Annotated in this window: 15 protein-coding genes; 10 read left to right on the forward strand and 5 right to left on the reverse strand. The window is 64.2% G+C overall.

Features of this window, described 5'->3' with window-relative positions; genetic code table 11:
• The first annotated feature begins 181 nt into the window (after positions 1-181).
• The 3 genes from ACVJ19_RS08245 (at position 182) to ACVJ19_RS08255 (ending at position 4282) form a co-directional block, all read left to right on the forward strand.
• Positions 182-1402: an ABC transporter substrate-binding protein gene (locus ACVJ19_RS08245; RefSeq protein ID WP_453955124.1), complete on the forward strand. Its 1221-nt coding sequence runs from the start codon at positions 182-184 to the stop codon at positions 1400-1402.
• A 167-nt stretch (positions 1403-1569) separates the two neighbouring features.
• Positions 1570-2799 (forward strand): ABC transporter substrate-binding protein, encoded by a 1230-nt coding sequence (locus ACVJ19_RS08250; RefSeq protein ID WP_453949406.1) that lies wholly within the window; start codon positions 1570-1572, stop codon positions 2797-2799.
• 190 nt (positions 2800-2989) lie between these two features.
• Entirely contained in the window at positions 2990-4282 is a 1293-nt protein-coding gene (locus ACVJ19_RS08255) for a glycerate kinase type-2 family protein (RefSeq protein WP_453949405.1), read from the forward strand.
• Positions 4283-4455: 173 nt separating this feature from the next.
• Here the strand turns inward: ACVJ19_RS08255 and ACVJ19_RS08260 are convergent, their stop codons facing one another.
• Positions 4456-4977 carry a MarR family winged helix-turn-helix transcriptional regulator gene (locus tag ACVJ19_RS08260; RefSeq protein ID WP_453949403.1) on the reverse strand — a complete coding sequence of 174 codons (522 nt, stop codon included), beginning with the start codon at positions 4975-4977 and terminating at the stop codon, positions 4456-4458.
• A gap of 176 nt (positions 4978-5153) precedes the next feature.
• Between ACVJ19_RS08260 and ACVJ19_RS08265 the strand changes: the two genes are divergently transcribed.
• From ACVJ19_RS08265 to ACVJ19_RS08275, 3 genes are read left to right on the forward strand one after another with little or no spacing between them, the layout of a single operon-like run.
• Positions 5154-6194: a branched-chain amino acid ABC transporter permease gene (locus ACVJ19_RS08265; protein ID WP_283023434.1), complete on the forward strand. Its 1041-nt coding sequence runs from the start codon at positions 5154-5156 to the stop codon at positions 6192-6194.
• Positions 6195-6199: 5 nt separating this feature from the next.
• Positions 6200-7969, forward strand: coding sequence for a branched-chain amino acid ABC transporter ATP-binding protein/permease (locus tag ACVJ19_RS08270; RefSeq protein WP_453949401.1), 1770 nt, complete (start codon positions 6200-6202; stop codon positions 7967-7969).
• Complete coding sequence (locus tag ACVJ19_RS08275) at positions 7966-8697, forward strand: ABC transporter ATP-binding protein (protein WP_453949399.1); 732 nt, start codon at positions 7966-7968, stop codon at positions 8695-8697. The genes ACVJ19_RS08270 and ACVJ19_RS08275 overlap by 4 nt, the downstream gene beginning before the upstream one ends.
• A gap of 47 nt (positions 8698-8744) precedes the next feature.
• Here ACVJ19_RS08275 and ACVJ19_RS08280 read toward each other — a convergent pair whose 3' ends face one another.
• Positions 8745-10310, reverse strand: a complete 1566-nt coding sequence (locus ACVJ19_RS08280) for a winged helix-turn-helix domain-containing protein (protein ID WP_453949397.1) — start codon at positions 10308-10310, stop codon at positions 8745-8747.
• Between the two features lie 147 nt (positions 10311-10457).
• On the opposite strand from ACVJ19_RS08280, the gene ACVJ19_RS08285 reads away from it, so the two are divergent.
• The gene (locus tag ACVJ19_RS08285) at positions 10458-11435 is read left to right on the forward strand and encodes a Bug family tripartite tricarboxylate transporter substrate binding protein (protein ID WP_453949396.1); all 978 of its coding nucleotides are present in this window, start codon (positions 10458-10460) and stop codon (positions 11433-11435) included.
• Positions 11390-12478: a methyltransferase gene (locus ACVJ19_RS08290; protein ID WP_453949395.1), complete on the forward strand. Its 1089-nt coding sequence runs from the start codon at positions 11390-11392 to the stop codon at positions 12476-12478. The genes ACVJ19_RS08285 and ACVJ19_RS08290 overlap by 46 nt, the downstream gene beginning before the upstream one ends.
• A gap of 129 nt (positions 12479-12607) precedes the next feature.
• Here the strand turns inward: ACVJ19_RS08290 and ACVJ19_RS08295 are convergent, their stop codons facing one another.
• On the reverse strand, positions 12608-13231 hold the full coding sequence (locus tag ACVJ19_RS08295) for a pyridoxamine 5'-phosphate oxidase family protein (protein WP_453949394.1): 624 nt from the start codon (positions 13229-13231) through the stop codon (positions 12608-12610).
• Positions 13232-13353: 122 nt separating this feature from the next.
• Here ACVJ19_RS08295 and ACVJ19_RS08300 point away from each other — a divergent pair, with 122 nt between their 5' ends.
• On the forward strand, positions 13354-14238 hold the full coding sequence (locus ACVJ19_RS08300; RefSeq protein WP_453949392.1) for a LysR family transcriptional regulator: 885 nt from the start codon (positions 13354-13356) through the stop codon (positions 14236-14238).
• 87 nt (positions 14239-14325) lie between these two features.
• Here the strand turns inward: ACVJ19_RS08300 and ACVJ19_RS08305 are convergent, their stop codons facing one another.
• Positions 14326-14745 carry a PaaI family thioesterase gene (locus ACVJ19_RS08305; RefSeq protein WP_453949391.1) on the reverse strand — a complete coding sequence of 140 codons (420 nt, stop codon included), beginning with the start codon at positions 14743-14745 and terminating at the stop codon, positions 14326-14328.
• A gap of 355 nt (positions 14746-15100) precedes the next feature.
• On the reverse strand, positions 15101-16270 hold the full coding sequence (gene pobA, locus ACVJ19_RS08310) for a 4-hydroxybenzoate 3-monooxygenase (RefSeq protein WP_453949390.1): 1170 nt from the start codon (positions 16268-16270) through the stop codon (positions 15101-15103).
• 253 nt (positions 16271-16523) lie between these two features.
• Here pobA and ACVJ19_RS08315 point away from each other — a divergent pair, with 253 nt between their 5' ends.
• A complete protein-coding gene (locus tag ACVJ19_RS08315) occupies positions 16524-17540 on the forward strand; it encodes a TRAP transporter substrate-binding protein (RefSeq protein ID WP_453949389.1) in 1017 nt (338 codons plus the stop codon).
• The last annotated feature ends 31 nt before the right edge of the window (positions 17541-17571 follow it).

Below are 17571 nucleotides of genomic sequence, written 5' to 3' on the forward strand. Positions count from 1 at the left end.
CCGGAATATTCCCCCTCGCTTCGATCAAATCGCGCCCCCTGCGACAGTCACGCAGGGGGCGTTTTTCTTGCTGGCGAAGCGAGATGGGTATTCAATATGCCCGGAGCTACGGGAAACGGGCGCTCCCAATCAACAACAAACGACACATTCAACCGGATTCAGGGAGATCAAGATGCCTGCAATGCATGTGCGATTGGGGACCTTCACGGCCACCCTCGCGCTGGCTGCCACGCTCTCCACAGCAGCCATGGCGCAGAAGAAATTCGACACCGGCGCATCCGACACCGAAATCAAGATCGGCAACATCATGCCCTACAGCGGACCAGCCTCCGCCTACGGCGTGATCGGCAAGACCGAGGAGGCCTATTTCCGCAAGATCAACGCCGAGGGCGGCATCAACGGCCGCAAGATCAACTTCATCAGCTATGACGACGCCTATTCCCCGCCGAAGACGGTGGAGCAGGCGCGCAAGCTGGTCGAGAGCGACGAGGTGCTGCTGATCTTCCAATCGCTCGGCACGCCGCCCAACACGGCGATCCAGAAATACATGAACTCGAAGAAGGTGCCGCAACTGTTCGTCGCCACCGGCGCCACCAAATGGGATGATCCCAAGAATTTCCCGTGGACTATGGGCTGGCAGCCGAACTACCAGACCGAAGCCCGCATCTACGCAAAGTACATTCTGAAGGAGAAGCCGAACGCCAAGATAGCCATCCTCTATCAGAATGACGACTACGGCAAAGATTATGTCAAAGGCCTGAAGGACGGCCTGGGCGCCAAGGCAGAGTCGATGATCGTCGTCGAGGAAAGCTACGAGGTGGCGCAACCAACCATCGACTCCAGCATCGTCAAGCTGAAGTCGACGGATGCCGACGTATTCTTCAACGTCACCACGCCGAAATTTGCTGCTCAGTCGATCAAGAAGATGCACGAGATCGGCTGGAAGCCAATGCACTTCCTCAACAACGTCTCGGTCTCCATCGGCAGCGTCATGAAGCCGGCTGGCTTCGAGGCCTCGCAAGGCATCATCTCCTCGAACTACTACAAGGATCCGACCGATCCGCAATGGAAGGACGATCCGGCGATGAAGGCCTGGAATGCGTTCCTCGACAAGTACTATCCCGAAGCCAACCGAACGGATTCGGCGGTGATGTACGGCTACATCGTGGCCCAGGGCCTCGAGCACGTCTTGAAGGCATGTGGCGACGATCTGACGCGCGCCAATGTCATGAAGCAGGCAGCCAGCATCAAGAACTTCGAACCCGCCGGCCTGCTGCCGGGCATCAAGGCCAATACCAGCCCCACCGACTTTGCTCCACTGTCCCAGGTGCAGCTCATGCGCTTCAAGGGCGAAAGCTGGGAGCTGTTCGGTGACGTCCTCAGTGGCGACGTCAGCGGCTGAAAGGCCGGCATGGCCGACCGTGGCTACTAAAGAAGCAGCCCCTGCGACCTCCTCGCAGGGGCTTTTCCTTGATGCCGCAACGCAAATCGTATTCAATCGCCGCCGCGTCGCCAAGAAGCCCAAAAAGAAAATGACGCACACTCATCAAGAAAATCAGGGAGATTGGAATGCCTGCTGTCACCGGCAAACTTGCAGCCGCGTCATTGGCGCTTGCGCTCATTGCGGCCTCGACCTCCACTGCATCGGCCCAGAAGAAGTACGATACCGGCGCGACCGACACCGAGATCAAGATCGGCAACATCATGCCCTACAGCGGACCGGCTTCCGCCTACGGCGTGATCGGCAAGACGGAGGAAGCCTATTTCCGCATGATCAATGCGGAAGGCGGCATCAACGGCCGCAAGATCAACTTCATCTCCTATGACGACGGCTACTCGCCGCCGAAGACGGTGGAGCAGGCGCGCAAGCTGGTCGAGAGCGACGAGGTGCTGCTGATCTTCAACTCGCTCGGCACGCCGCCGAATTCGGCGATCCACAAGTACATGAATTCGAAGAAGGTGCCGCAACTGTTCGTCGCCACCGGCGCCACCAAGTGGAATGATCCGAAGGAGTTTCCCTGGACCATGGGCTGGCAGCCCAACTACCAGAGCGAATCCATCATCTACGCGAAATACATCCTGAAGAACCATCCCAACGCCAAGATCGCCGTGCTCTATCAGAACGACGATTACGGCAAAGACTATCTGAAAGGCTTCAAGGACGGGCTCGGCAGCAAGGCCGCCTCGATGATCCTCGTCGAGGAAAGCTATGAGGTCTCGGAGCCGACCATCGACTCCCACATCGTCAAGCTCAAGGCGACCGGCGCCGACGTGTTCTTCAACATCAGCACGCCGAAATTCGCGGCGCAGGCGATCAAGAAGAATGCCGAGATCGGCTGGAAGCCGCTGCACTTCCTCAACAACGTCTCGGCCCAGATCGGAAGCGTGATCAAGCCTGCCGGCTTCGAGAACGCGCAAGACATCATCTCGTCCATCTACCTCAAGGACCCGACTGATCCGCAATGGAAAGACGATGCGGCGGTCAAGGCCTGGAACGGGTTCCTCGACAAATACTATCCGGAGGCCAATCGCGCCGACTTCAACGTGATGTACGCCTACATCGTATCGCAAGGGCTTGTGCGCGTCTTGAAGGCTTGCGGTGACGACCTGACGCGCCAGAACGTCATGAAACAGGCGGCCAATCTGAAGGAGGTCGAGCTCATCGGCCTGTTGCCGGGAGTCAAGGTCAATACCAGTGCGAGCGACTTCGCTCCGATCTCGCAACTTCAGCTGATGCGCTTCAAGGGTGAGAGCTGGGAGCGGTTCGGGGACGTCATCAACGGCGATGTCAGCGGTTAGGCCGACATAAACAACGACGTATCAGCCCCCCTGCGAGACGACCGCAGGGGGCTTTTGCTTGCGCGCCGATTATGATCACGCGATTGCACAATCGAATGATGGTAAAGCCTGCTTACGCTTTCGCGCCCGATGCGCTAGGCATGTGACCGGCGGCTCCGCCGCCGCCAAGAGTCTGCTTGAGGCCATCGTCATGACCGACCGACGTCCCCTGCTCCGCGCGCTCTACGACGCCGCCGTTGCCGCCGCCCATCCGAATACGATTCTGGCGCCGCACTTGCGCCCCGCGCCCAGGGGAGCCAAGGGACGCGTGATCTGCCTTGCCGCCGGCAAGGGGGCCGGCGCGATGGCGGCGGCCGCTGAGCGGTACTATCTCGATACGTTAAAACTCGCGCCGGAGCGGCTGGTCGGCATCGCCACCACGCGCCACGGCTATGGCCTGCCGACGCGCCGCATCCGCGTGGTCGAGGCCGGTCATCCCGTGCCCGACGAGGCTGGCCTGAAGGGCGCGGCCGACACGCTCACGCTCGCAGGCGAGGCTGGCCCCGACGACCTGCTGCTGGTGCTGCTCACCGGCGGCGGCTCCGCGAACTGGATCGCGCCGGTGGACGGCATCAGCTTCGCGCAGAAGCAGGCGGTCAACAAGGCGCTGCTGCGCTCGGGCGCGCCGATCGGCGAGATGAACGTCGTCAGGAAACACCTCTCGCGCATCAAGGGCGGGCGGCTCGCGCGCGCCGGCAGAAACGCCGCCGAGATCGTCACGCTCGCGATCTCCGACGTGCCGCATGACGATCCCTCCGCCATCGCCTCCGGCCCCACCGTGCCCGATCCGACCACGCTGGCGGACGCGCGCGCGACCGTGGCGAAGTACAGGCTCGACATCGACGATGCCGTGCGCCGCGCGCTCGACGATCCCAATAACGAAAGCTGCAAGCCCGGCGATGCCGCCTTCGCGCGCGCGTCGTTCGAATTGATCGCGCGGCCCAAGCAATCGCTGGACGCCGCGGTGAAGCTCGCGCGCGAGGCCGGCTACGAGACCATCGATCTCGGCGCCGATCTCGAGGGCGAGGCGCGCGAGGTCGCCGCCGATCATGTGAAGCTGGCGCTGCAAGCGCGCGCGCAAGGCAAGCGCGTCGCAATCCTCTCCGGCGGCGAGCTCACGGTGACCGTGCGCGGCAATGGCCGCGGTGGTCCCAACCAGGAATACGCGCTGGCGCTGGCCGAGCTGTTGAAGGACACGCCGAACATTTCAGCGCTCGCCGGCGACACCGACGGCGCCGACGGCGGCGCCGGCCACCCGACCGACCCCGCCGGCGCGCTGATCGACGCTGCGACCTTCGCGAAAATGAAGGCGCAAGGGCTGCGGCCGCAGGCCTATCTCGACAACAACGACGCGACGACGTTCTTCGAGGCGACGGGGGATCTGCTGCAGCCCGGCCCGACGCTGACCAACGTCAACGATATCAGGGTGATCCTGGTGGATTGAGCCTTCTTACCCTCCCCTGGAGGGGGAGGGTCGGCTCGCAATCGAGCGAGGCGCGATGCGAGACGGGGTGGGGTGACGGTCTCTCCACGTCCAACACTGCCCGAGTGGAGAGATCACCCCACCCCGCCCGCGCTGCGCGCGGTCGACCCTCCCCCTCCAGGGGAGGGTAAGAGTCAAAACTCGTTCGCGATCTTCGCGAGCATCCCGAGCAGGGCTTCGCGGTTGGCCTGGCCGAGCAGATCGTTCAGCCGCGCTTCGTGCTTGGTGGCGACGAGCTTTTTCGCCCGCGCCAGCACCGCCTTGCCCTTGTCGGTCAGCACCAGGATGTGCGAACGGCGGTCGTTGGTGGAGCGGATCCGCGCGCAAAGGTCGCGGCTCTCGAGATTGTCGAGCATGGCCACGAAGTTCGGCCTGAGGATGCCCAGCGTGGAGGCGATCTCGGTCTGGTTACGGCCCGGGTTCTTCTCGACCAGCAGCAGCACCGAGAACTGCGCCGGCGTCAGCTGCAGCGAGGCCATGCAGCGCAAAAAGTTCTCGAACACCTTGAGCTGTGCCCGCTTCAGGACATAGCCGAGCTGCTCGGAAAGCTCGCCGAGCTGGAGGGCTTCCGCCTGCGGCTCGCCCGTATCCTTACGGCCCTTGGCCGCGTCGGCGGGCTTTTCGGAAGACTTTTCAGCGGTTTTGGAAACGGTCATCGCCTCGTGCTCGTAATCCCGCTAAATTCAGGACGGGTCGTCCCCACCCTTGAAGTTATATTTGATAATTGTTATGGACCATATCAAATATCGTCAGCGTATTTCAATGGCTGTGTGGGGACCATCCACCGCAATTGCGGGGGCCGGTCCTCGATCTTGAGGGGGAGCGTCCGGTCTTGAACACCACTATCATGCTGTTCCTGGTGCAGGACGGCATCACCAATGGCGCAATTTACGCGCTGCTCGGCCTGGCACTGGTGCTGGTGTTCGCCGTCACCCGCGTCATCCTCATTCCCCAGGGCGAATTCGTCACCTATGGCGCGCTGACCTACGCCTCGCTGGCCGCCGGCCAGATGCCGGGGACGGCCAAGCTCGCGCTCGCGCTCGGCATCGGCGCCTTCGCCTTCGACCTGTTCGTTGCCCGCAAGGCGCTGCATGGGCGGCTGGTCGTCCGCAGCTTCATCACCAACATCGTGCTGCCTTCCATCGTGCTGGCGCTGACGATTTACTTCGCCGCGCAGAAGCCGCCGGTGGCGGTCTGCATCGCGCTGTCGCTGGTGATCGTGGCGATGATCGGCCTGTATCTCTACCGGATCGCCTTCCAGCCGCTGGCGCACACCTCCGTGCTGGTGCTGCTGATCGCCTCCGTCGGCGTGCACCTCGCGCTGCAGGGCCTCGGCCTGTTGTTCTTCGGCGCCGAGGGCCAGCGCGGACCTGCCGTGCTGTCCGGCGCCTTCACCGCCGGTGCGCTGCGCTTCACCGGCCAGAGCATCACCGTCTACGCCATCACCATCGCCTTCATCGTCGGGCTCTGGCTGTTCTTCGGCCTGACGCTGTACGGCAAGGCGCTGCGCGCGACCGCCGTGAACCGGCTGGGCGCGCGGCTGGCCGGCATCCGCACCACGCTGTCCGGGCAGATCGCCTTCCTGCTGGCCTCGGTCATCGGCGCACTGTCGGGCATCATGATCGTGCCGATCACGACGCTCTACTACGACTCGGGCTTCCTGATCGGGCTGAAGGGTTTTGTTGCCGCGATCATCGGCGGGCTCGTCAGCTACCCCCTCACCGCCGTCGCGGCGCTGGTCGTCGGCATCGTCGAGGCGTTCTCGTCCTTCTATGCCTCCAACTACAAGGAAGTGATCGTCTTCATGCTGCTGATCCCCGTGCTGCTGCTGCGCTCGCTCGCCGCGCCCGCGGTCGAGGAAGAGAAGGACTGACGCGCATGCAGAGCCGGCTTCCCATCCTCGTCTTCGCGCTCGTCATGGCGGCGATCCCGTTCGTTCCGGGCATGCCGCCGTTCTGGATCGTGCTGCTCGACAATATCGGCCTCGCGGCCCTGGTCGCGATGGGCCTCGTGCTGCTGACCGGCGTCGGCGGCCTCACCTCGTTCGGGCAGGCGGCCTTCGTCGGCTTCGGCGCCTACACGACCGCCGTGCTGTCGACGGCCTACGGCCTGTCGCCCTGGCTGACGCTGCCGCTGTCGCTGGTGGTCAGCGGATCGCTGGCGGTGCTGCTCGGGCTGATCACCGTCCGCCTCTCCGGCCACTATCTGCCGCTCGGCACGCTCGCCTGGGGGCTGGGGCTGTTCTACCTCTTCAGCAAGCTGGAGTTTCTGGGCCGCAACGACGGCATCTCGGCGATCCCGCCGCTGTCGATCGGCACGTTCAAGATGCTCTCGCCCGGCTCGATCTATTACGCGATCTGGGTTGCCGTGATCCTCTCGGCACTGCTGACGATGAACCTCCTGGACTCCCGCACCGGCCGCGCCATCCGCGCGCTGCGGCGTGGCCATGTCGCCGCCGAGGCGTTCGGCGTGCACACGCCGCGGGCCAAGCTCTTGGTGTTCATCCATGCCGCGGTGCTCGCCGGCCTTTCGGGGTGGCTCTACGCGCATCTCCAGCGCGCGGTGAACCCGACTCCGTTCGGCGCGCAGGCCGGCATCGAATATCTCTTCATCGCGGTGGTCGGTGGCGCCGGTTACGTCTGGGGCGGCGTGCTGGGCGCGGCGATCGTCGTGGTGCTGAAAGAGGTGCTGCAAAGCTATCTGCCGCTGATCCTGCCCGGCTCCGGCCAGGTCGAGACCATCGTGTTCGGCATCATGCTGGTGGCGCTGCTGCAGCTTGCCCCCGGCGGCCTCTGGCCCTGGCTGATGTCGTTCCTGCCCGAGCGCACGAGTGGCAGGAAGCCGGACACCTCGCTGAAGCTGGAGCAGCGCAGCCGCGCGCCCGCCGAGGCCGGCGTCCTGCTCCAGGTCGAAAAGGCGCGAAAACAGTTCGGCGGCGTGGTCGCGGTCAACAACGTCTCCTTCGAAGTTCAGGCCAAGGAGATCGTCGCGCTGATCGGGCCGAACGGCGCCGGCAAGAGCACCACCTTCAACCTGATCACCGGCGTGCTGTCGGCCACATCAGGCTCGATCTCGGTGCTCGGCAAGAAGGTCGACAAGGCGCCGCCGCAGGAGATCGTCAAGCTCGGCATCAGCAGGACCTTCCAGCACGTCAAGCTGGTCCCCGACATGACCGTGCTGGAGAATGTCGCGATCGGCGCGCATCTGCGCGGCCATTCCGGCCCGATCGCCTCGATGCTGCGGCTCGACCGCGCCGACGAGGCGAAGCTGCTGGCGGAAGCCGCACGGCAGATCGAGCGCGTCGGCCTCGCCGAGCAGATGCACCAGCTCGCAGGCTCGCTCTCGCTCGGCCAGCAGCGCATCGTCGAGATCGCCCGCGCGCTGTGCGTCGATCCGATGCTGCTGCTGCTCGACGAGCCAGCCGCGGGCCTGCGCCACATGGAGAAGCAGCGCCTCGCAACGCTGCTCCGCGAGCTGCGCGACGGCGGAATGAGCGTCCTCTTGGTCGAGCACGACATGGGCTTCGTGATGAACCTCGCCGACCGCATCGTGGTGCTCGATTTCGGCACCAAGATCGCGGAAGGCACGCCTGCCACGATCAAGACCAATCCCGAAGTGATCAAGGCCTATCTCGGAGTGGCGGCATGAGCGCGCTGTTGTCCGTCACCGACGCCCATGTCGCCTACGGCAAGGTCGAGGCCGTGCGCTCGGTCTCGCTCGAGGTCGGCGCCAACCAGATCGTCACCATCGTCGGCGCCAACGGCGCCGGCAAGACCACGCTGTTGTCGGCCATCATGGGCATCCTGCCGCTGAAGGGCCGCGTCGCCTTTGCCGGGCAGGATCTCGCCCGGCTCGACATCGAGGACCGCGTCGCGATGGGGCTCGGCCTCGTGCCAGAACACCGCGAATTGTTCGTGACCATGAATGTCGAGGACAATCTCGAGCTCGGCGCCTTCCGCATCGAGCGGAGCCGGGCGAAGTCCTCGATCGAGCGGGTCTATACGCTGTTTCCGCGGCTGAAGGAGCGCCGCAAGCAGCTCGCCGGCACGCTGTCCGGCGGCGAGCAGCAGATGCTCGCGATGGGCCGCGCGCTGATGGGCGAGCCGAAGCTGCTGATGCTGGACGAGCCGAGCCTCGGCCTCGCCCCGATCATCGTCGCCGACATCTTCCGCATCGTCACCGAGCTCCGCGCTGCCGGCGTCTCCGTGCTGCTGGTCGAGCAGAACGCACAGGCCGCACTGAAGATCGCGGACCAGGCCTATGTGATGGAGCTCGGCGAGTTCGTGCTCAGCGGCAAGGCCAGCGACATCGCCGCGAACGAGCGCGTCGCAGCGAGCTATCTCGGCTTCCAGCACGAAGGCGCGAGCGCGATCTGATTTTCTCGTACCCTCCCCTCCAGGGAAGGGTAAGCGAGGCTCGTCCTTTATTCGCGAGGAAGTCCTGCCTTGCGCAAGCCGTCGGCGATCCGCTCCCGCTGCACCAGGCACGTTGGATGATCCGTCGGCGAACTCTGGTGGAATTGAGCTACGCTGAAATTCGGGTGGAGGGCGAGCCCCGCCCGCACGGATGTCCGTGCAGCCTCGATACGCCCGAGATGGGCCAGCGCCGCAGCGAGAAAGAAATGGACGAACGGCGCGATATTCCGATTGGTCTCGATCGATCGCCTGAACCACTGAACGGCGGCTTCGTCGGCACCGAGATATGATTGCGCGACGCCTGCCGTATTCAACCAGGAAGAGGCCTTTTGGTCACGCGGAGAGAGCCGGAACGCTTCCGCAATGTGGGCTTCAGTCTCCTCGGCGCGGCCGAGGTTGCACTTGCCAAGTCCGATCCAGGCATGGGCGGTGGCGAGGTTCCGATCCAGCGCCAGCGCTCGCTCACATTCGGCAATGCCCTCGACGGCCCGCTTTGTGAATATCTGGACGACACCCATCAGGCAATGGGCCCTCGCATGACTGGGCGTGCGGGCAATGATTCCGGCCAGGGATGCCTCGACCAGCCGCAGAGGCGCTCTGCGGTCTATCAGCATGGACGTCGCTCGCATGGTATCGACATCGGCCATGCCCACCATGGCCTCGATGTTTGCAGCATCCAGGCGGAGGGCCTGCTCGAAGAACGGCCGTGCCTGCGACAGGCTTGCCGGGTCCGTTCCGCGATTGAGATAACCCATGCCCTGGAAATATAGGTCCATCGAATCCGGATGCGGCGCCCGCGCGGCGCGCCGTGCCTCCGCCGTGACGAGCTCCGTTCCGAGTTGATTGGCGAGACGGGCGCCAATCTCGTCCTGCATGTCGAAGAGGTCGGCAACCTGCTTGTCGAAACGTTCTGCCCATAAATGGTTGCCGGTTTCGGCATCGATGAGCTGGGCGTTGATGCGCATCCTCGTTCCGACCCGCTGCACCGAGCCCTCGAGCACGTAACGAACGCCGAGTTCGCGCCCGATCTGCTTCAGATCGACATGCCGTCCCCTGTAAGCGAAGGCGGTGTTGCGGCCGATCACGAAGACACCCGCCAGCCGCGACAGATCGGTGGTCAGGCTCTCAGTCACGCCGTCGACGAAATAGTCCTGCGCGGGGTCGGGGCTCAGATTGGCAAAGGGCAGAACGACAAGCGACGGCTTGCCTGAAGCGGGGCCGGACGAGCCGGTGACGGTGACCGTCATCGGCGCTTCGCGCACCGCCGCGATGAAACGAACACCCTTGCGCGGGAACGTCTTGATGAGGCGCTGCTCGTCTCCGGAATCGCCGATCGCCTTCCGCGCCGCGTTGAGGCACGTGGTCAGGGCGACGTCCGAGACGGCCCGGCCCTGCCAGATGACGTCAACGAGATTGTCCTTGGTGACGACGCGCTCACGATTGCAGATCAGATAGGCGATCAGGTCGAACACCTGCGGCGCGATGGAAACGACCCCCGCCCCGCGGCATAGCTCGCGTCGTTCGGTATCGAGTGAATAATCGTCGAAGAAATAGCGCAAGTCACTTCCCCGCACGCGCGGTCGATCGTTGAAATCCGCCGACCCGAGGATAAGCTGCCGCTAAGGAAAAAGTAAGCCGGCGACCAAGCCTGTCCGTCCCCGCCATGATAAAACCGAAGGTAGAACCGCGCGGAAGTGCGGATCCGCTCAAGGAGACAGGTGATGATCACGCGCCGCGACATATTGACCGCGTCGGCCGGTATCGCAATCTCCGCCGCATATGGCGCGCCGCGGGCGCTCGCGCAGCCGCTCGCAAGAACCGTGCATATCCTGACAACCACCACGCCGGGGCTACTCGACGCGCTGGCCCGGCTCCTGGCTGAGAAGATGGGCGACTATGCGTCGACCATCGTGGTCGAGAGCCGGCCCGGCGCAGCAGGCCGCATCGCGGTAGAGGCGGTGAAGAGCGCCGACGCCGACGGATCAGTCATGTTGTTCGCGCCGCTCGGCTTCATGATGTTGTTACCGCACATCTACAAGACGCTGAGATACCAGCCGCGCGATTTCACGCCGGTGTCGACGGTAGCCTCGGCCCCTGCCTTTCTGACCGTGGGGCCGAAGGTGCCCGCTGAGGTCAGGACGGTTGCCGACTTTATCGTCTGGTGTCGGGCCAATCCGCAGCTCGCCACCTATGGCACGCCGGGCGTCGGAACCACGCTGCATTTTCTCGGCATGATGCTGGGCCGCAGCGCCGGCTTCGAATTTCTTCACGTGCCCTATCACGGTGTTGAAGCGATTCACGATTTGGCCAAGGGCGTGATCGCGGCCGCCCTGATGCCGATCGGCAGCTCGCTTGGGCTGGTTCAATCCGGCGATCTCCGTGCGCTGGCGACGACCGGGCCGCGCCGCAGCCAGTTTGTTCCGGCAGTGCCGACGGTGAGGGAAGCCGGATACCCGGCGCTCGAGGATCTCACATGGCTGGGCTTCTTCGTTCCAGCGAAGACGCCGCCCTCGATCGTCGCCAAGCTCAATGCCGCGATCCAGGCGGCGCTGTCCACCAACGAGGTCAGGGCCGGCATGGAAAAGCTGGCCGTCGATCCCCACGCGATTGCCATGGGAGATTTCGCCCAATTGATCGCATCCGAATCTGACCGGTGGAAGGCGATCGTGCAGGAAACGGGGTTCGTTCCCACCGATTGAATTCGGCACAGAGAAGAGGGAAACACATGAGCTGGCCAGCATCCGTGCATGATCTCGTGCAATCGCATCGCATTACCGCAGTGATCTATGCGGCCGCGAAGCTCGATCTCGCCGAGGCTATCGGTGATGACGAGAAACCGGTGGCCGAACTCGCCCGACTCGTGTCCGCCGACGAAAGTGCGCTGCGCAGACTGCTCGTTGGCCTGGCAACGCTTGGTCTCTGCAAGCAGCTTGGTGGGGACCGGTTCGCCATGACCGATCTCGGCCGTCAACTTCACGCGGCGGCAGAGCCATCCTTCAAGGACTGGGTTCTCTTCGAGGGCGAGATGCTCGCGCAATCCTGGGGCGGACTTGTCGAATCGATTCGCACCGGAAGAACCGCAACGCAGCTGCGCGGTGACGGTGACGACCGGTATGCCGTGACAGGCCTGGCGACGGAATGGACGCGCCGGTTCAACGCTGCGATGGTCAACCTCACGCGGACCATCGTTCCAAAGCTCGTTGCAGCCCATGATTTCGCGGCCTCGCGCGTCGTAATGGATGTCGGCGGCGGCACCGGAGAATTGATCGGCGGCGTGCTCCAACGCATCCCTCATCTTAAGGGCGTCGCCTTCGATCTCGCGCGCTGCGAGGCGGATGCGCGCGCGCATTTCGATCGGCTCGGCATCGCCGGCCGCTGCCGGTTCGTCGCCGGCACCTTCTTCGAGAAGGTCCCGGGCGGCGCCGACACCATCCTGATGAAGAGCATCATTCACAACTGGAATGACGACCGCTGTGCCGTCATTCTGCGCAACTGCCGGGACGCGCTGCCGCCCGGCGGGACGCTGATCGTCATCGAGAGAATCATGCCGGAGCTTGCCACGATGAATCCCGAGGACCGTTCCTGCGTCTTGAGCGACCTCAACATGCTGCGCGGCCCCGGGGGCCGCGAGCGCACCGAAGATGAGTATCGCAGGCTGGTCATCCCGGCAGGCTTCACTTTCACGGGGACCACCGGCATTGGCCCGTTCAGCCTGGTCGAATTCAGGAGAGCGAGTGGTTGAGGCCTTCTGCCATGACCGCGAAGCGCTGATGACATTGATCGCCCTGCCGACGCGCACCCGTCTCGCCGCCTTGCGGCACGCCACCCTCTCCCACGATAGAGAGGGTGCACCAGGCTCGCGACTTCAAAGTCAGCCAGCCACCTTCTCCCCCCTCAACGCTGCCACCTCCGCTTCCAGCTCCGCGATCCGCTGATCCCTCGCCGCCAGCGCTGCCGCGACATCCGGGGCGTCGAACTTCTGCGGGATGTGCTGCGGGCAGTTGGTGTCCCACGCCGCGATCTTGAACAGGATCACCTGCTCCGGCCGCGCGCGGTAGCCCTTCGGCATCAGCGACGTGGTCAGCGCCCCGTCGTCCTCGACGACGCGGGCCTCGCCCCAGATCTTGACCCGGCGGCGATGGGCGTAGTCCATCACGAAGATATAGGCCTTGGGGTTCTCCGAGAGATTGCCCTGGGTGATGAACTGCTGGTTGCCGGCGTAGTCGGCGAAGGCGAGCGTCTGCTTGTCCAGCACCTTCAGAAAGCCCTTGGGCCCGCCGCGGTGCTGGATGTAGGGCTGGCCGTCCGCCGAGGCGGTGGCGAAGTAAAAACTGTTGGCGTCAGCCAGGAAGGCTTCGAGGTTCTCGTCGACCTCGGTGCGCCAGCCGCGCTGCTCGCTGCGCGCATAGGCATCGCGCGAGCCCTTGCGGGCCTGGATCGCCTTCACCGCGGGCGAGAAGGCCACGTCGCTGGCATAGGTTTGGACTGCAGTCATCGGAACATCTCCTGAAATTCCGGCGCATTCTTGCGTCTTTCGCGATCTAAGATGGCCCCTTCGGCGCCTAAAACAATCGACCGGCTTGACACTTCATCATTGCGATTTATGCAATAATATCCATGGACCGCCTCGACGCCATGCACGTCTTCGTCACCGTCGCCGATCTGCGCGGCTTTGCGCCGGCGGCGCGGAAACTGCGCCTGTCGCCCTCGGCGGTGACGCGGCTGATCGCGGCGCTGGAGGAGCATCTCGGCGCGCGGCTATTGCAGCGGACCACGCGACAGGTGAGATTGACCGACGTCGGCACGCGCTACCTCGAGCGCGCGCGGCGCATCCTCGCCGATGTCGAGGAGGCCGACGGCTCGGCGCGGGAGGAGCGCAACCGGCCGAGCGGACGGCTGGTGGTGTCGGCACCGCTCGGCTTCGGTCGGCTGCATGTCGGGCCGGTCATGACCGCCTATCTCAAGCGCTATCCCGAGGTCGCCGCCGAGCTCAGGCTATCGGACCATCTCGTCAATCTCGTCGAAGACGCCGTCGATGCTGCGGTGCGGATCGGCCATCTCGCCGATTCCTCGCTGGTGGCGCGCCAGGTCGGCGAGATGCGGCGGATCGTGGTGGCCGCGCCCGGCTATCTGAAGCGCCATGGTGAGCCGAAGACGCCGGAGGCGCTGCCCGCGCACCAGACCATCCAGTTCGGCCCGACCGCAAGCTGGCACTTCGTGCAGGACGGCCACAACATCGAGGTGACGCCGACCCCGCGCTTCACCAGCAACAGCGCCGACGCCGCCCTGCAATACGCCGAAGCCGGCGGCGGCGTGACGCGGGTGCTGGCCTATCAGGCCGCCGAGGGGCTGAAGCGCGGGCGCCTGAAAATCGTGTTGGCGAAATACGAGCAGCCGGCGCTGCCGATCCACATCGTCTACCCCACCTCGCGCCTGCTCTCGGCCAAGGTGCGCGCGTTCATCGATCTCGTGGTGGAGACTGCGGAGTGGAGGTTTGGATGACTATCGTCATTCCGGGGCTCGCAGAGCGAGAACCCGGAATCTCGAGGTTCCGGGTTCGGTGCTTCGCACCGCCCCGGAACGACAACATCACCCCTTCTTCGGCACCACCCGGAACGTCCCGCTGGCGCGCGCGATCACGGCGTCGTCGGCCTTGATCAGGGCTTGCGCGAAACAGATCGTCTTGCCGGTCTTGATCACGTCGCTCTCGATCGAACACCACTGGCCGATCTCCGCAGAGCTGGCGAAATCGACCGAGAGCGAGACCGTCACGAACGACGTGGTCCAGCCCGTCGCCTGCGCGCAGCTATAGCCCATGGCATTGTCCGCGAGCGCGGTGATGAGGCCGCCATGGATCAGGCCACGGCCGTTGGTATGTGGCTTCGCCAGCCGCAGGCCGATGATGACGGCCTTGTCGGTCTTCTTCGCATAGAGTGGCTCCCAGGGCTCGGTGAGAGGGCTCTTGCGAAAGAGCGGCTCGAAGCCGACGGGGATGTCGGAGGAGGTCATGGCTGTCTCGCGTGTGTGTGGCTGCCGCCATTGAACGCGATGTGGATGACGGTTTCACCGCCTACAAAGTTTTAAACGACATTTGCGCGGGTGTTTGAAACGGGAGGCGGCGCCGCTTCATCACAACTGTCATCGCCCGCGAAGGCGGGCGATCCAGTACGCCGCAGCGGCTCGGTTCTAGCCGCACTGTCTCGGAGTACTGGATGCCCCGCCTTCGCGGGGCATGACAGTCTTTGTCAAAACGGAGGTGCCGTAGGGTGGGCAAAGACGCGACGCGTCTCTCCACGATTCAGACCGGAGTGGTGGGCACGGCGCTTTGCGCCTTTGCCCACCCTACGGCACCGACGGTGCGGCTCTAAAACGGCAGCCCCACATAATTCTCCGACAACGACGTCATCGCGGCTTGCGAGTGCGTCACGTAGTCGAGCTCGGCGAGCTGGATGCGGGCGCCGATGGTGCCGGTGTCGGGGAATTTGTGCAGCATCGAGGTCATCCACCAGGAGAAGCGCACCGCTTTCCAGACCCGGGCCAGCGCCTTGGTGGAGTAAGCATCGATGCCGGCGCTGGACTTCTCGTCGTAGAATTCGCGCAGCGCGCTCGACAGATAATGCGCATCGCTGGCGGCGAGATTCAGCCCCTTGGCGCCGGTCGGCGGCACGATGTGGGCGGCGTCGCCGCACAGGAACATCCTGCCGAACCGCATCGGCTCGGCGACGAAGCTGCGCAACGGGGCGATGCTCTTCTCGATCGATGGTCCCGTGACGAGGCTGTCGGCTGCCTCCTGGTCGAGCCGCCGTTTCAATTCGTCCCAGAAGCGATCGTCCGGCCACTGGTCGACATGGTCGTCGAGCGAGCACTGCACGTAGTACCGGCTGCGCTTCGTCGAGCGCATGGTGCAGAGCGCAAAGCCTCTCGCGTGGTTGGAGTAGATCAGCTCGTGGCTGACCGGCGGCGTCTCGGAGAGGATACCGAGCCAGCCGAACGGATAGAGCCGCTCGAACTCCTCGATCGCCGAGGCCGGCACGCTGGCGCGGCTGACGCCGTGGAAGCCGTCGCAGCCGGCGATGAAATCGCAATCGAGCGTATGGGTGACGCCGTCCTTCACATAGGTTACGCGCGGGTGACTGCCGTCGAAATCATGCGGCTGCACGTCCCTGGCCTCGTAAACCGAGACGAGGCCTGCGGCCTTGCGCGCATTCATCAGGTCGAGCGTGACCTCGGTCTGGCCGTAGATCATGACCGTCTTGCCGGTCGCAGCCTTCATGTCGATGCGGTGCCGGCTGCCGGAAAAAGCGAGCTCGATGCCTTCATGTATCAGGCCCTCCGCATGCGCCCGCGTGCCGGCGCCGACCTGGTCCAGCAGCGCGACGGTTCCCTCTTCCAGGAGGCCGGCGCGGATGCGGCCGAGCACGTAGTCCGGGCTCTGCCGCTCCAGGATGTAATTGTCGATGCCGTATCGATGCAGCAGTTGCCCAAGCAACAATCCAGCCGGCCCGGCCCCGATGATTGCGACTTTTGTCCGCAATACTTGCTCCTCCCGATTCTGCAGGGTGCGGCGCGGACGCGCTTGTCGCGCCGATCCGCAGACGATAATTATATCATATAATTGTTGGGCAGAAGGAGAGAGCGGGTCGCGCTGACCGCGACAAATCCATGCAACATGGCTGACGTAGATGTCGCGCCAGTTCCGGCTTGAACGTGCCGATCAATTATATAACATGTTAAATAATGAGCCCGGGCCAACGAAGCCCGGCCTTGAAAAGAGGGAGAGACGCGTGATGAGAAAAGCCTGTCTGGCTTTGCTGCTGGCAGCAAGCGTGAGCCCTGCGCTGGCGCAGGACAAGACCTTCGATTTGAAGGTCTCGCACTGGGTGCCAGCATCGCACCCGCTGCAGAAATCGCTGGAAGACTGGGTGGCCGCGGTGAACAGGGATTCCGGCGGCACTATCACGGGCAAGGTGTTTCCGGCCCAGCAGCTCGGCAAGGCCTTCGATCATTACGACATGGCGCGCGACGGCATCGCCGACGTCACCTATGTCAACCCCGGCTACCAGCCCGGCCGCTTCCCGATCATCGGCGCCGGCGAATTGCCGTTCCTGATCTCGGACGCCAAGGGCGGCTCGATGGGGCTCGATGCCTGGTACCGCAAATATGCCGAGAAGGAGATGAAGGACGTCAAATACTGCCTCGCCTTCGTCCACTCGCCCTCCTCCTTCCACTCCAAGACCAAGAAGATCGTGACGCCGGAGGACGTGAAGGGCCTGAAGATCCGCCCCGCCCACGCCACCATGGCGAACTTCGTGACGTCGCTCGGCGGCACCAACGTGCAGTCCTCCGCGCCCGAAGTGCGCGACATCATCGAACGCGGCGTCGCCGACGGCGTCACCTTCCCCTGGGGCTCCCTGGTGCTGTTCGGCATCGACAAGGTGACGAAGTACGACATGGAGGCGCCGCTTTACACCACGACCTTCGTGTTCGTGATCAACAAGGACAAATACAACGCGATGTCCGACAAGCAGAAGGCCGCGATCGACAAGAACTGCACGGTCGAGATGGCCGGCGCGGTCGGCGAGCACTGGGGCAAGTTCGAGGACGCCGGCATCGACAAGATCAAGGCGGAATCCGGCCACGATGTCTACAAGCTCACGCCCGAGCAGATCGCCGCCTGGAAGAAGGCCGCCGAGCCGCTGGTCAAGACCTGGGGTGACGGCGCCAAGAAGGCCGGTGCCGATCCGGACGCGGCGCTTAGCGAGCTGAAGGCGTCGCTGAAGAAGTACAACGCGCTGGCGGAGTGAGGCCGCGACGCGATCGGTCTTTCCTCCCCCT

It is taken from the genome of Bradyrhizobium sp. USDA 376, from assembly GCF_054063675.1.